The organism is Chelatococcus sp. HY11 (assembly GCF_018398335.1).
GTDB lineage: Bacteria > Pseudomonadota > Alphaproteobacteria > Rhizobiales > Beijerinckiaceae > Chelatococcus.
Map to the genome: position 1 here is coordinate 2,668,462 of NZ_JAHBRX010000001.1, position 14,743 is coordinate 2,683,204.

At 66.5% G+C, this 14,743-nt stretch carries 13 protein-coding genes; 8 read left to right on the forward strand and 5 right to left on the reverse strand.

The window, feature by feature from the left end:
- Positions 1 to 27: 27 nt before the first annotated feature.
- From KIO74_RS12240 to leuC, 4 genes are all read right to left on the reverse strand, one after another.
- Positions 28 to 888, reverse strand: a complete 861-nt coding sequence (locus tag KIO74_RS12240; protein ID WP_249730960.1) for a GntR family transcriptional regulator — start codon at positions 886 to 888, stop codon at positions 28 to 30.
- 90 nt (positions 889 to 978) lie between these two features.
- Complete coding sequence (locus tag KIO74_RS12245) at positions 979 to 1,950, reverse strand: oxidoreductase (RefSeq protein ID WP_213332239.1); 972 nt, start codon at positions 1,948 to 1,950, stop codon at positions 979 to 981.
- A gap of 1 nt (position 1,951) precedes the next feature.
- The gene (gene leuD, locus KIO74_RS12250) at positions 1,952 to 2,569 is read right to left on the reverse strand and encodes a 3-isopropylmalate dehydratase small subunit (protein ID WP_213332240.1); all 618 of its coding nucleotides are present in this window, start codon (positions 2,567 to 2,569) and stop codon (positions 1,952 to 1,954) included.
- Positions 2,569 to 3,987: a 3-isopropylmalate dehydratase large subunit gene (leuC, locus tag KIO74_RS12255; RefSeq protein ID WP_213332241.1), complete on the reverse strand. Its 1,419-nt coding sequence runs from the start codon at positions 3,985 to 3,987 to the stop codon at positions 2,569 to 2,571. The genes leuD and leuC overlap by 1 nt, the downstream gene beginning before the upstream one ends.
- 144 nt (positions 3,988 to 4,131) lie before the next feature.
- On the opposite strand from leuC, the gene KIO74_RS12260 reads away from it, so the two are divergent.
- A complete protein-coding gene (locus KIO74_RS12260; protein ID WP_291980264.1) occupies positions 4,132 to 5,550 on the forward strand; it encodes an FAD-dependent oxidoreductase in 1,419 nt (472 codons plus the stop codon).
- Positions 5,551 to 5,761: 211 nt separating this feature from the next.
- Positions 5,762 to 6,907, forward strand: a complete 1,146-nt coding sequence (locus KIO74_RS12265) for an IS4 family transposase (protein WP_213331659.1) — start codon at positions 5,762 to 5,764, stop codon at positions 6,905 to 6,907.
- Between the two features lie 168 nt (positions 6,908 to 7,075).
- Here the strand turns inward: KIO74_RS12265 and KIO74_RS12270 are convergent, their stop codons facing one another.
- A complete protein-coding gene (locus KIO74_RS12270; RefSeq protein ID WP_213332242.1) occupies positions 7,076 to 8,140 on the reverse strand; it encodes a linear amide C-N hydrolase in 1,065 nt (354 codons plus the stop codon).
- Between the two features lie 432 nt (positions 8,141 to 8,572).
- Here KIO74_RS12270 and rnk point away from each other — a divergent pair, with 432 nt between their 5' ends.
- The 6 genes from rnk (at position 8,573) to KIO74_RS12300 (ending at position 14,736) form a co-directional block, all read left to right on the forward strand.
- Entirely contained in the window at positions 8,573 to 8,989 is a 417-nt protein-coding gene (gene rnk, locus KIO74_RS12275; protein ID WP_213332243.1) for a nucleoside diphosphate kinase regulator, read from the forward strand.
- 210 nt (positions 8,990 to 9,199) lie between these two features.
- Entirely contained in the window at positions 9,200 to 10,195 is a 996-nt protein-coding gene (locus KIO74_RS12280) for a substrate-binding domain-containing protein (RefSeq protein WP_249731278.1), read from the forward strand.
- Positions 10,196 to 10,197: 2 nt separating this feature from the next.
- Positions 10,198 to 11,733 (forward strand): sugar ABC transporter ATP-binding protein, encoded by a 1,536-nt coding sequence (locus KIO74_RS12285; protein WP_213332246.1) that lies wholly within the window; start codon positions 10,198 to 10,200, stop codon positions 11,731 to 11,733.
- Positions 11,730 to 12,671 (forward strand): ABC transporter permease, encoded by a 942-nt coding sequence (locus KIO74_RS12290; RefSeq protein ID WP_213332247.1) that lies wholly within the window; start codon positions 11,730 to 11,732, stop codon positions 12,669 to 12,671. The genes KIO74_RS12285 and KIO74_RS12290 overlap by 4 nt, the downstream gene beginning before the upstream one ends.
- On the forward strand, positions 12,668 to 13,621 hold the full coding sequence (locus KIO74_RS12295; protein WP_213332248.1) for an ABC transporter permease: 954 nt from the start codon (positions 12,668 to 12,670) through the stop codon (positions 13,619 to 13,621). Before KIO74_RS12290 ends, KIO74_RS12295 begins: the two co-directional genes overlap by 4 nt.
- 17 nt (positions 13,622 to 13,638) lie before the next feature.
- The gene (locus KIO74_RS12300; RefSeq protein ID WP_213332249.1) at positions 13,639 to 14,736 is read left to right on the forward strand and encodes a LacI family DNA-binding transcriptional regulator; all 1,098 of its coding nucleotides are present in this window, start codon (positions 13,639 to 13,641) and stop codon (positions 14,734 to 14,736) included.
- The last annotated feature ends 7 nt before the right edge of the window (positions 14,737 to 14,743 follow it).

The following is a 14,743-nucleotide window of genomic DNA, read 5'->3' on the forward strand; positions in this document are numbered from 1 at the left end:
AACGCACAACCGGCAGACAGGTGTCACTCAGGCCTTCGTCCTGCGTGACACCTCCGCCCGCCGCATCTGGGGCTTCGTCTCCTGCCGCGCCAAGGCTTCCGGCCTCGTCTTGGAATCACCTTTCCGTGCGCGCTCGACAGGCGTCCAGGAACGTGAATTGGCGGCTCCGGTCCGCACCAGGTCCATCTGGAAGGAATAACGATCCGGCCGATAAAAGGCTTGCAGATGCTCGATACCTTCCCCGGAGGGTCCGTAGACCACGCGGGTCAAGGCAAGAAGAGCTGCTCCGATTTCAAGCCCGAGCGCTTCCGCGATCTCCGGTCCGGCGAGCGTGGCGCCGATCATCTGGCTGGCACGCTCGGCGACGAGACCCGAGCGCTCGAGCAGTTCGAGCAGGGGCTTCGACGCGAGGTCAGCCTCCGAATAGGAGACACCGATGCGTTCGGGAACATGCGTCACAAGATAGGAGAAGGGCTGCCCGTCGATGATACGAAGGCGCACGGAGCGCTGCACGCGCTCCCCTGCCGCCAGGTGAAGGGCCTCCGCCAGGACGGGCGTGGGCGCGACATAGCCGAAGGATAAAAGCTTGACCTCGGTGCGGCGCCCCATCTCGACGAGATGTGACAGAAGGTTTGCGAAATCAGCGGTGATAGGAAAATTGGCCTTGCTGCCATTGACGAAGGTACCCGATCCGGGCCGCCGCTCGATGAGACCTTCATCAGCCAGCTTGTCGAGCGCACGGCGCACGGTGACACGCGAAACGCCGTGTTGCTCGGCCAGGGCCGGCTCGCTGGGCAGGCGGCTCTGCGGACGCTCCTCACCGCTGACGATGCGATCCCGCAACAGCAGATAGAGTCTGCGCGCCTTCAAAGGCTCGACGCTCGCCATCACGCCCCTCTTCTGTTCTATCTAAGATACAGAAATCTGTATTATTCATGACACATCTTCACCACCTGTCAAGCACTGCGCATGGCGGCTTCACAGGACGCGGCCGAGATCCGGATGCACAAGCAGAGGCCGGCCGATCGCCACGAGATCGGCATGGCCCTCACGCAGAATATCCTCGACCTGGACCGCCGTCCTGATGTTGCCGACGGCGATGACGGGCACCTCGATCCGTTCGCGGATGGTCCGCGCGAAACCGAGCTGATAGCCCGGCCCGGTGTTCGGCGGCGGTTCCGGGGAGAGGCCGCCGGAGGACACATGCACAGCGTCCAGGCCCAGGGGAATCAGCACCGTCAGCGCTTCAGCGATCATCTCGGCGGTCAGCCCGCCCTCCTGATAGTCGCTGGCCGATACGCGGATCGTCACGGGCACGTCGCGCCCGACCGCTTCCCGCACCGCGCGGATGACATCGGCGACGATACGGCTCCGCCCTTCAAGATCTCCGCCGTAGGCGTCCCCGCGCGTGTTCGACAGTGGCGAAAGGAACTGGTGCAGGAGATAGCCATGGGCCGCGTGCAATTCCAAGCCGTTGAAGCCCGCAGACAGCGCCCGGCGGGCCGCCTTGGCAAAAGCCATGACGACGCAGGTGATGTCGTCGAGGCTCATAGCCTCCGGCATGCCATAGTCGTCGTCATGGGGGATGGCGCTCGGCGCGATCAGCCGGGAGCCCGGATGCGGACGCGATTTCCGGCCGCCATGGCTCAACTGCATGAAAATGGGGACGCCCTCGGCCTTGACCGCTGCGGCGATGGCCGCCACCGGCGCCACATGCGCCTCGCTGAACAGGCCGATGTCATCGGCCATCAGCCGCCCCTCGGGCGCGACCGCCGTCGACTCGATGATGACGAGCCCGACCCCACCCCGCGCGCGCCGCGCATAGTGATGGACGTGGTAGGCCGTTGCGAAGGCCTCGGCCGTGCCCTGGTACTGCTGCATCGGCGGCATGACGATGCGGTTCTTGAGCGTGAGCCCGCCGATGGCGAAAGGCGTGGAGGCGAGGCTCATATCAACCACCCCGCCGTGGCATGGCCCAGGGCCGGCTCCTGGCATCGGCCGTGACGAAGGCCTTGATGGCGTCGGACTGACTCATCGTGAGGTCGATATCGTCCCAGCCGTTGAGCAATTTGGTGCGCCAGACAGGATCGACGGTGAAGGGCACGCTGAGATTGCCGACGACGATACGGCAATCCTCCAGATCGACCAGCATGTCGCACGCGCCATCCTCCAGCGCCGCGATCAGGCGCTCACCGTCCGCCTCTGTCACCTTGGCCGGCAGAAGGCCGTTGTTGACCGAATTGGAGGCGAAGATATCGCCGAAGCTCGGCGCGATGACGCAGCGGATGCCATAGTCGACGAGCGCATAGACCGCCGCCTCGCGGGAGGAGCCGCTGCCGAAGTTGCGACGGGACACGATGATCTGCGCGCCCGCGCGCTCCGGCGCGTTCAGGGGAAAGTCCGGCCGCGGAGCGCCCGCCTCGTCGAAACGCAGATCATGCAGGAGATAGCCGCCGTAGCCCTCGGCGCGCGAGCGCTTCATGAAGCGCGCCGGGATGAGCTGGTCCGTGTCGACGCTCGAGAGCGGCAGCGGGCAGGCGATGCCGTTCAGCTTGGTGAAGGCTTCCATCAGTCGCGCCCCTTCAGAAGCGGACGCATGTCCGTGAGATGGCCCGTGATAGCCGCCGCCGCGGCCATGGCGGGCGACATGAGATGGGTGCGGGAGCCGGGACCCTGGCGGCCACGGAAATTGCGGTTGGTGGTCGAGGCGCAGCGCTCGCCCGGCGCCACCAGGTCGCCGTTCATGCCGACACACATCGAACAGCCGGAATCGACCCATTCCAAGCCGGCCTCGGTGAAGATGCGATCGAGGCCTTCCTCCTCCGCCTGCCGCTTCACCTGCGCGGAGCCCGGCGAGACGAGGCCGGGGACCTGCGCCTTGCGGCCGGCGAGCACGGCGGCGGCGGCGCGCATGTCCTCGATGCGGCTGTTGGTGCAGGAGCCGATGAAGATGCGGTCCACCCGGATGTCGGTGAGCCTCTGGCCGGGCTTCAGCCCCATATAGTCGATGGCGTCGCGGATATGCGCCGCGCGGCCTGGGTCGCCCGCCTTGTCTGGGTCCGGCACCACCATGGTGATTGGCAGCGCGTCCTCGGGGCTCGTGCCCCAGGTCACGATCGGCGCGATCTGCGAGCCGTCGAGACTCACTTCCTTGTCGAAGACGGCATCGGCGTCGCTGGCGAGCTTGAGCCACTCCTCCGCCGCCCGGTCGAAATCGGCGCCTTGCGGCGCGAAGGGGCGCCCCCTGAGATAGGCGATCGTGGTCTCGTCGGGAGCCACCATGCCGCAGCGCCCGCCGGCCTCGATGGACAGATTGCAGAGCGTGAGGCGCCCTTCCATCGTCAGGCCACGGACTGATGAGCCCGCATATTCCATGGCGTGCCCGGCCGCTCCGTCCGCGCCGATGGCAGCGATGACGGAGAGGGCGATATCCTTGGCGACGATGCCGGGCGCGAGTTCGCCATCGACGCTGATGCGCATGCGCTTCGGCCGCTTCTGCCATAGCGTCTGCGTCATCAGCACATGGGCCACCTCGGACGCGCCGATGCCGAAGGCGAGGGCGCCGAAGGCGCCGTGCGTCGCGGTATGACTGTCGCCGCAGACGATGGTGAGGCCCGGCAGGGTCAGCCCCTGCTCCGGCCCGACCACATGGACGATGCCCTGGCCGGGGTCGTCGAGGCCGAACAGCTTGAGATGGTGGCGGGACGCGTTGCCGCGCAGCCGCTCGATCATGTCGCGGATCGCGGGATCGATCTTGGCAAGGTCGCGCACGCGCGTCGGGACGTAGTGATCCTCGATACCGAAGGTGAGATCCGGCCGCGCCACCTCGGCGCCGCGCCCCTTCAGCTTGTCGAAGGCGTGGAAGGACCCTTCATGCAGGAAATGCCGGTCAATCCAGAGGAGGCTCTGCCCATCCTCGCGATGAACAACGACATGCGCGTCCCAAACCTTGTCAAACAATGCGCGCGGGGTCGCGACCAATGCCATCGGCCTTGTCCTTCTTGCCTCTCCTCAGGAAGGTTACGCTCAATTGCCCTTCCAAGGCAAATCTTGTTTTAATTCTAATACAGATTAATATCCTAAATATGTGACAGGTTCCTGTCCGTTCAAGGCTGATGCTGGGAGGCTTCCGTGAGTGATGTGATCCGTGACGGCGACAAGACCTTCGCGTTCGCGGTACCTGTCGTCGTCATCGGTGCCGGCGCTGCCGGCCTCATCGCCGCACTGGCGGCGCGCGAAGCCGGCGCGGACGTGCTCGTTCTCGAACGCGACGCCCTCCCGCGCGGCTCGACCGCCCTTTCCGCCGGACTCATTCCCGCCGCTGGCACCCGCTGGCAGAAGGAAGCGGGCATCACCGACAGCCCCGAGACCTTCGCCGCCGACGTCATGGCCAAGGCCAAGAACGAGCCGGACCCTGCCCTCGTCGCGCTGGTGACACGGGAAGCCGGCCCGGCCGTCGAGTGGCTCGGCGCCACCTACGGCCTGCCCTTCTCCGTGATCGCCGACTTCAGCTACCCCGGCCACAGCGCGCGCCGCATGCACGGCCTGCCGACGCGCTCCGGCGAGGAGCTGATCGACGCGCTGCGTGGCGCCGCCGAGAGCGCCGGCATCGACATTCTCTGCGAAGCCCATGTGACCACGCTCTTTGCCGACGCCGACAACCGCGTCACCGGCCTCGCCTTCGTCAGGCCGGACGGCTCACGCGATGAAGTCGGCTGCGACCAGCTCATTCTGGCCAGCAACGGCTATGGCGGGAATAAAGATCTCGTGAGGGAGCACATTCCCTCCCTCGCCGAGGCGCTCTATTTCGGCCACGAGGGCAACAAGGGCGACGCGCTTCTCTGGGGCGAGGCGCTCGGCGCCGCCACCCGCCATCTCTCCGGCCACCAGGGCCACGGCTCCGTCGCGCATCCCGCCGGCATCCTCATCAGTTGGGCGACGATCACCGAAGGCGGCGTGCAGGTGAATCTGAACGGCGAGCGCTTCTGCGATGAATCGCGCGGGTATTCGGAACAGGCGGCCGAGGTGCTGCGGCAGCCGCAGGGCCTCGCCTGGACGGTGTTCGACCACCGCATCGCCGACATCACCCGGCAGTTCGAGGACTACAAGCGCGCCGAGGCCATGGGCGCCATCGTCACCGCCAACGACTGGCCCACGCTCGCCGAGCGCATGGGCGTGCCGGCCGAGGCGCTGGCCGCAACCATGGCCGCGACGGCGGAGGCCAAGGCGGCGGCTACCCAGGCAGGAGCCGGGCGTGATGCCTTCGGCCGTGACTTCACCGGCGTTCCCGCTTTGACGGCGCCCTATTGCGCGGTGAAGGTGACCGGTGCGCTCTTCCACACGCAGGGCGGCCTCGTCGTCGACGGCGATGCGCGTGTGCTCGACGGCGCGGGCCGGCCGCTGCCGAACCTCTTTGCCGCAGGCGGCGCCGCCTGCGGCGTCTCCGGCTCGAAGGCCGCCGGCTATCTCTCCGGCAACGGCCTCCTCACCGCCGTCACCCTCGGCCGCGTCGCGGGCCGGACCGCGGGGGCCGGGGCTGCGGCTGGTTGAGGGACAAATAGCGCCACTTCGTCCGCGCTTACCCTCGCATCGCTTCCCCTGGAACCACACCGTCATTTAAGAATTGCCCAAGCGATACGATCGTCATCACCGGGCTTGTCCCACGGCTGTCCGGTTGAATTTTGTGGACGTGGCGCATGGCATTGATTCTACTTGTTTCCAAGCACTTGCCGGTGTTTTGGACACGAGCGGAAGCAACGCCATGCGGCATCAGAATAGCGTCTTTCACGCCCTGCTGAAGCAGGTTCCATGGTCGCTTTTCGAGAAACTGGTGGATGAGCACCGCGCCGACCGGGGCGTGCGGCGGCTGACGACGAAGGGACAGTTCGTGGCTCTGCTTTACGGCCAGTTCGCCGGCGCCGCCTCCCTGCGCGAGATCGAGACGGCGATGGCGAGCCACGGGGCCCGGCTCTACCATTTGGGCGGGGACGAGATCTCGCGCTCGACCTTGGCCGACGCCAATGCCGGCCGGCCCCACGAGGTCTTCGGCCAGCTCTTTTCGGCCATGGCGGGCGGTGCCGGGCGCGGCTTGCGCCGCGCGACGCAAGGAGCGGTCAGGCTGATCGATTCGACCGGCATCAGGCTGGCCGGCATCGCCAGCGACTGGGCCCGCTTCTCGAAAGATGTCCGCGGCGCCAAGGCGCATGTCGTCTACGATCCCGACGCCGAGGCGCCCCTTTACCTCGCCGTCACGCCGGCGCGGGTGAACGACATCGTCGCGGCCCGCGCCATGCCCGTCGAGCCCGGCGCGACTTACGTCTTCGACCTCGGCTACTACGACTTCGCCTGGTGGGCGCGCCTCGACGAGGCCGGCTGCCGGATCGTCACCAGGCTCAAGGCCAACACGCCCTTGTCCGAGGTCGAGGACCTCGCCTTGCCCGCTGGATCGAGCCTGGCTTACGACCGCGTCGGTCTTCTGCCGGCCCGTCAGGCCGCCTCGCGGAAAAACCCGTTCCACAAACGCGTGCGCGAGATCGGCGTCGTCCTCGACGGCGGCAAGACCATCCGCGTCGTCTCCAACGATATCAAGACTCCCGCGCAGGACATCGCCGATCTCTACAAGCGACGCTGGGCCATCGAGATGTTCTTCCGATGGGTCAAGCAGACCCTCAAGATCAAGCACTTCATCGGCCGATCCGAAAACGCCGTCCGCATCCAGATCGCGGTCGCCCTGATCGCCTATCTCCTGCTCAGGCTCGCGAACGACGCCGTCAAGATCACACAGAGCCCGCTCGCCTTCGCAAGGCTCGTGCGCGCCAACATCATGCACAGGCGAGACCTCCGTCATCTCGCAAAGCCGCCCGAAATCCCACGCTCCGACACAAGACAACTCGCACTCGCCCTATGACAAAACGAACCGGACAGCCGTGGGCTTGTCCCGGTGATCCCGACCAGAAAGGCGTCTCTATTCATCGGGATGGCAACGGAACTCGGCAACAGCCGAGTTCCGCATTGAATAAGCTGAAGTCGGGCAAGCCCGGCCATGACGGCCGGGAACGCTGAATGTCGATTGAACCTAAAACGGCGCCTTCTCCGGCTTGAACTGGCTGGCCACATTGCCGCTCAGTTCGATGGTGTCGGGGTTGAGCATCATGACGGGCGCGCCGGGCGACAGGTCGAAGCGCGACAGTCCTGCCCAGATGACGCTGGGGCTTGTGGTCAATTGGAAGAAATAGACCTTGTTGGTCAGGTTGCAGACTGTCCGATACTCCGTGTTATACACGCCAAAATTCTTGTAGGGCGCGCCGAAGGGCACGGATACATTGGCCATGAGCGCGAACATCGAGGCGACGGCCTCTCGCTCACTCTTCGGCTCGGGCAGCACACGCTGGTAATAGGCCGCGCGCTGGAAGCGATCCGTCGGCGAGACATTGCCCGGCAGCGGCGTGTTGGAGCTCGGGTTGGCGAAGTCGCTCTTCTCCGACATCGTCTTGAGCAGCACGAGTTGCTGGTCATAGGACGGGTCGTTGGTCATCACGCGGAATTCGCGGCCATGATGGACGACGGGCTTGCCGTCGATATATTCGATGATCGCCGAGTCGCCCGTCGCGTCCTCCAGCGCCAGATGCACCGTCGCCTTGCGGCCACGGGCCTCCACCATCACCGGCTGGATCGTTTCGAGCAACGCCAGCGCCTCGGTGACGGTCGCCGCGTTGTCGAGCGCGAACTGCAGCCACAGGCCCGCCTGCAGGCCGGGCTTGGCGGGATCGCGCGGGCCGAAGTCGGTCGCGTTGAGATAGAGCAGATGCCCGGCGAGCCCCTGTTCATTGAGGCCATCGACGCTGCCGATGCCATAGACGGTCGTGACCAGGCTGCCGTATTTCGAGGTCCAGCGCGCGGGGTTGACCGCCACGACGGTCGCGGGACCAAGGCGCCCACCGTCACGCGCCATGCCACGGGGAAAGACCGTGAGGATAGGCTCGGTGGATTCCGGCCAGTCCATGGTGCGGCCGACGATGACCATCTGCGCGTTGTCGTTCCACAACACCCGGGTGCAGGCCTCGGCCGCGCTCTGCGGACGCAGCCCCGCCACGCCTGCGATTGCCCCGCCGAGAAGTCCACAAAATGTCCTGCGCCGCATATCAACCCCACAAAGCACTTCAAACGGGGCGACCATAAGCCAAATTGTAGTGCAGGGCACGGGATGCGGAAGCATTTACCAACAAGGAAGCAGTTGCCGACAGGCAGACAGCCGCGGTCTCCACCACGCGGGGGATGGCCAAGGGACGCTCCCTTGACTTCCGGAGCGAACGAGCCAACGTTAAGCTCATGATCAGAACCGGCGCCATTTTCTCCGTCAACGTTCATCGGGTTTGCCCGATCGCGGGCCTTTAGCCCCCGAGCTCGGCCCCGCGCGCCCCGAGCTCAGGGGGCGCTTTGACGGAACCGCAGGTGCGACCGCCCGGACTTAAGGCGCCTCCTATTTTCCCTGAAGCTGCGGGTTATCCAGAGCGCATGGCGCATGGATCCGCATTTCAACTTAAGAATCTCAAGCCACAGGATCCCAAGACCGATGTCCAGCACACAAGCCAAGAAGCGGCGCAAGCCCAAGATTGTGGTGAGCGAAGCGGATTATGATCGCCTCGTCGGCCTGGCAACAGCCGCCCTCGACCGGATCCCCGAAGTGGCGGAAGAACTTCTCGCTGAAATGGACCGCGCTTCGGTCGTCGCCGACAGATCCGTGCCGCGCAACGCGGTGCGCATGGGCTCGACGCTGGAATACCAGACGGCCGAGGGCGAAAAGCGCCGCGTTACGCTGGTCTATCCGGGCGATGCCAATATCGCCGACGGCAAGATCTCGATCATGACGCCGATCGGCACGGCGCTGATCGGCCTCTCGCCCGGCCAGTCTATCAACTGGATCGCCCGCGACGGGCGGCAGCACGAGTTGACGGTCGTCACCGTCGAGCAGCCTTCAACGGCATCGTGATAGCAGCGCGGCGATGCCGCGCTGACCTTTCCGCCACACCCTTTCAAGGTTTAGCCCGGCTCATCCGCCAATAGTTGGTGGGAAAGGTGCCTTGACGGCGGATGCAATCGATTACATCCTCCTCTTACAGGTTCCGTAGTGAACACAATCGGGGAGGAGATGATGATCAGCAGTTCTGCCACGCGCCGGGCCATTCTCGGCGCAGTCGCCATGGGTGCCATGGTGACCCTCGGGGGCGCCGCCCACGCCCAGCAATCATTCAAGATCGGCCTGTCCAACGGCTGGGTCGGCAGTGAATGGCGCACCCAGATGATCGAAGAGGCGCAGGCCGCCGCCGCGGCCTGGAAGGCCAAGGGCGTCAATGTCGAGGTGGTGGTGCAGAGCGCGACCGTCGATGTGCAGGGGCAGATCGGCCATGTGCGCAACTTCATCAACCAGGGCGTCAACGCCATCATCATCAACCCGAACAGCCCGACGGCCTTCGACCCCGTGTTCGCGCAGGCGAAAGGGCGCAACATCCTCGTCGTGTCGACGGATGCAGAGGTGTCCTCCAAGGACGCGATCTATGTCGGCATCGACCAGAAGGACTGGGCGGTGAAGTCAGCCGAGTGGCTGGCCAAGACACTGAATAACAAGGGTAACGTCGTCACCATCAACGGCATCGCGGGCCATCCCGCCAACGAGATGCGTGTCGCCGGCTATCGCGAGGTCTTCGCCAAGCATCCCGACATCAAGGTGCTGAACCAGGCCAATGCCGATTGGGACCAGGCCAAGGGCCAGCAGGTGATGCAGAACCTCCTCGCGACCTATCCCAACATCAATGGCGTGTGGGTGCAGGATGGCATGGCCGACGGCGCCTGGCGCGCAATCGAGGCGGCCGGCAAGAAGGCTGAGATCGCCGCCACGGGCGAGATCCGCAAGGACTTCCTGACGCGCTGGTCCGAGCAGAAGCTGAACTCCGGCGCATCCGTGAACCCGCCCGGCGTCATGGCCTCCGCGCTCAACGTGGCCGTGCACCGCCTGATGGGCAAGGAGTTCAAGGACGGCGTCTTCAAGGGCCAGTATGGCAATGCCATCTATATCCCGATCCCCTTCGTGGATAACAGCAACCTCGCGCAGGCGCTGAAGCAGGCGGAAGGCAAGCCGGGCTACTGGTCCGTGACGGCGGTCGTCACGCCGGAAGAAGCCCAGCAGTATTTCAAGTAGTCATGACGTCGGGCCGGGCCGCGACAGGCGGCAGAGACGCTGCGCTTCTCGTCGCCGAGCGCGTCGGCAAGCGCTTCGGCGCGGTCGTCGCGCTGTCGGATGGGCGTTTGCGTGTCGAGGCGGGCGAGATTCACGCCCTCCTCGGCGCCAACGGCTGCGGCAAGTCCACGCTCTGCAAGGTGGTCGCCGGCACGGTCGCCCCCGATGCCGGGGCCATCGCCGTTGCGGGCCAGCCGGTTCAGTTCCGCAATCCGCGCGATGCCGAGGAGGCTGGCATCGCGTTGTTCTACCAGGAACTCAGCCTCATCCCGCAGTTGAGCGTCGCGGCCAATATCGGCCTCGGCCGTGAGCCGCGCACCGGCCTCGGCTTCATCGACCGCCGCCGCCTGCGCAGCGAGGCGGAGACGCTGATCAAGCTGTTCGACGGCGTCGTGGGCCCTGAACTCACGCCCGACGCGATCGTTGCCGAGCTCACACCGGATCTCCGCCAGATCGTGGAGATCCTCAAGGTCTTTGCCCGGCGCCCGCGCCTCATCATCCTCGACGAGGCAACCGCTGCCCTCGACGGGCGCCAGTCCGCCCGCCTCTTCGAGATCCTGCGCGCGCGCAAGGCCGAAGGTATATCCACGCTGATGATCTCCCACCGCCTCGACGAGGTCTTCGCGGTGTGCGACCGCATCACGGTGATGCGTGGCGGCGTGACGGTGGCGGAACTCGTCACGGCCGAGACCGACCGCGACGCCGTGGTGCGCCACATGGTCGGCGATGCGCGCATCCATCCCGTCACCAGCCACCGCGTGCCGCCCGCGGCCGCGCCGCCGCGCCTCGCCGCGGAGGATGTGCGCAACGCGCGGGTGCATGGCGTGTCGCTGTCACTTCGCCCGGGTGAGATCGTCGGGCTGGGAGGGCTGCAGGGGCAGGGACAGTCGGCACTGCTGCAAGGTCTGTTCGGCGCCCTGCCCTTCACGGCGGGTCGTGTCACCATCGCCGGCGAGCCCGTCGCCATCACGCGCACGGCCGATGCCATCCGGCGCGGCCTCGCCTATGTCTCCGGCGATCGCGGGCGGGACGCCGCGCTCAGCGGCCGCTCCATCTTCGAGAATCTGGTGGCGGCGCTTCTCGTGCGCGAACGGCGCCGGCTGGTGCGGCCGTCCGAGCTCGATCCGCTGGCGACACGCCATGCCGACAGCCTGAATACCAAATACGCCGGGCTCGACGCCGCCATCGGCACGCTCTCCGGCGGCAACCAGCAGAAGATCTTCATCGCGCGCTGGCTCGCCACCGGCCCGCGTGTGCTCCTGCTCGACGATCCGACCAAGGGCATCGACCTCGCCGCCAAGGGCGATCTCCTCGCCATCATGCGCAAGCTCGCCGACGAAGGCGCCAGCATCCTCATCTATTCCTCGGAGGATGCCGAGCTCCTCGAATGGTGCGAGCGCGTGCTCGTGTTCAACAGCGGCCGCATCGTCGCAGAACTCGCCGGGCCGACCCTCGACCATTTCCATCTCACGCGGGCGGCCTATGGAGAGGCCGCATGAGCGCGGTGGTCCGCTCCCGGCCGTGGCTGCTGACGCTGATCGCGCTTGCGGTGCTCGTAGCCGTCAACACGGCGCTGCAGCCGAGCTTCGTGCAGCCCTCGGTGCTGCAATCCAACCTCACCACCTTCCTGCCGCTCGCGCTGGTCGCCATCGGCCAGACTTACGTGGTGCTCGGCGGGGACATCGACCTCTCGGTCGGCGCGATTGCGGCGCTCGTGAACGTGGTCACGGTCAGCATCATCGCGGCGGTCGGCGGTGACGGGCTCGCCCCGATTGTTGCGGGCCTCGCGGCGGGGCTCGCCACGGCCGTGGTCTGCGGCGTCATCAACGGCATCCTGATCGCCGTGCTCCGTTTGCAGGCCATCGTCACCACCTTCGCGACCGGCATCGTCTTCGCGGGAACAGCCCTGTTCGTGATGCCGCAGGCCGGCCTGCCCGTGCCGGAGGCGTTCTGGCGCAGCTACGGCGCTTCGCTCGTCGGCCTGCCGGTGGTGCTGTGGATCCTTCTCGCCGGCCTCGCCTTTGCCCTCTTTCTCGCGCGCAGGCCCTTCGTGGCGCATCTCACGGCAGTCGGCGGCAGCCGCGTCGGCGCCTTCCAGACCGGCCTCAGCCTGTCGCGCGTGCGCATTGGCGCCTTCGTCCTGTCCGCGCTTTTTGCGGGTTTCGCGGCCCTGTGCCTCACCGGCGAGACGGCGAGCGGCGACCCGCTGCTTGGGCAGAGCCTCGCCCTCTCCTCGATCTCGGCCGTGGTGCTCGGCGGCACGGCTCTCTCCGGCGGCTCAGGCGGGCCGGTGGGTTCCATTCTCGGCGCGCTCGTCCTCGGCATGATCGGCAATGTCATCTTCTTCGCCGGCCTGCCCTTTGCTTGGCAGACGCTGGTGCAGGGGCTGATCGTGCTGGCCGCGCTCGCCGGCGGTGTGCTGGTGACACGCCGATGAGATTGAAAACCCTGCTCACCAATCCCCTGACGCTGGCGGCCATCGCCATCCTCGCCCTGCTGGCCATCGGCGAGACGCTTTCGCCGGGCTTTGCGCGCGGCGACCAGATCGTGCGGCTGCTGACCGTCGCCGCGATCCTCGGCATCGTCGCGGCCGGGCAGAACCTCGTCATCCTCGGCGGCCGCGAGGGCATCGACCTCTCGGTCGGGCCGATGATCTCGCTGGGCGCCGTCATCGCGGGCAATATCATGGCCGGAGCCAACGCGGCGATCCTGCCCGCCGTTCTCGCGGCAACGGCGGTGACCTTCCTCATCGGCATCGTCAACGGCCTCGGCGTCACGCTGGTGCGCATTCCCCCGCTCGTCATGACGCTCGGCATGACGGCGATCGTCCAGGGCGGGCTCGTCGTCTATTCACAGGGCATCCCCTCGGGCAACGCGGCGCCGGCGCTGATGGCCTTCATCAATCGCCCGCTCTTCCTGGGCTTGCCCGGCATCCTCTTCGTCTGGGCGATCATCGCCATCAGCCTCACCTTCCTGTTGCGGCGCACCGCCTTCGGCTTCGCGGTCTACGCCATCGGCGCCAACGAACGCGCGGCGATGCTGGTCGGTCTGCCGGTCAACCGCATCCGCTGCCTGCTCTACGGGCTGTCCGGCTTCTTCGCCGGCCTCACCGGCGTCTGCGTCATCGGCTACACCGGCAATTCCTTCATCAGCGTGGGTGATCAGTATGTCCTGTCGTCGATCATCGCCGTGGTCATCGGCGGCACATCGCTGGCGGGCGGCGCGGGCGGCTACATCGGCACCGTTCTCGGGGCGGTGGCGCTCGTCCTGCTGCAAAGCGTCCTGACGACCCTGCAACTCGAAAACTATGGCCGGCAGATCATCTTCGGCATGACGCTGCTTGTGCTCATGCTGCTCTACGGGCGCCAGGGCCGCTTGCGCGTGTAAAGGACAACGGGCTCGCGATGGCCACACCAACCAGGCGCACACCAACGACCCGCGCACCGACCAATGGGGCGCCGACCGTTGCCACCGTCGCGAAGCTCGCGGGCGTTTCGACGGCAACGGTGTCGCGCGCCCTGCAACGGCCCGACAAGGTGCAGCCGGAGACGCGCCAACGCATCATGGAGGCTGTCGCGGCAACGGGTTTCGTGCCGAACTCGCAGGCGCGCAACCTGCGCAGCCGGGCGAGCCGCACCGTCATCCTCCTGGTGCGTGACATCTCCAACCCGTTCTATCTGGAGATCTACAAGGGCGTCGAGGAGGCGGCTGTCGAGGCAGGCTACAGCGTGCTGATGGGGGATGCCCGCGACGACGACCAGCGGATCCAGCACTATATCGACACCGTGCGCGCCCGCCACGCTGACGGCCTCATCCTCATGATCGGCCGGTTCCCGGAAGTGCTGAAGGCGGAAATCCCGCGCCTGCCGCCGATCGTCATCGCGCTGGAGACCTTTCCCGACGTCGCCTTGCCGACCGTCAAGATCGACAACGTCGCGGCCTCCCGCGAGGCCGTGAACCACCTCATCGGCCTCGGGCACAGGCGCATCGCCCATATCACCGGCCCGATGCCGGAGCGACTGGCGCTCGACAGGCTTGCCGGCTACCGCGCCGCGCTGTCCGAGCATGGCATCGCGGAGGATGATGCCCTGGTCATCAATGGCGATTTCAGCCTCGCGGCGGGGCGCCGCGCCGTGCGGCAACTGTTCGAGGCGGGCACCGCCTTCACCGCCCTCTTCGCGGCCAGCGACCAGATGGCCGTCGGCGCCATCAGCGAGCTCAGGGCGCGCGGGCTTCACGTACCCGCCGACATCTCCGTCGTCGGCTTCGACGACATCGTCCTGGCGGATGCCTTCGAGCCGCCGCTCACGACCGTCCATCAGCCGCGTTTCGAGATCGGCCGGCAAGCCATGGCACAGATGATCGCGATGCTGTCGGACGCGCCACCGGTGGCGACACCGGATATCCTGATGGAAACACGCCTGATCATCCGGGGTTCGACCGGCCCCAATCCCCACGCCACAAGGCGCTCACGCCTGCGCGGACATGTATCATCCGCATGAAGGAAGC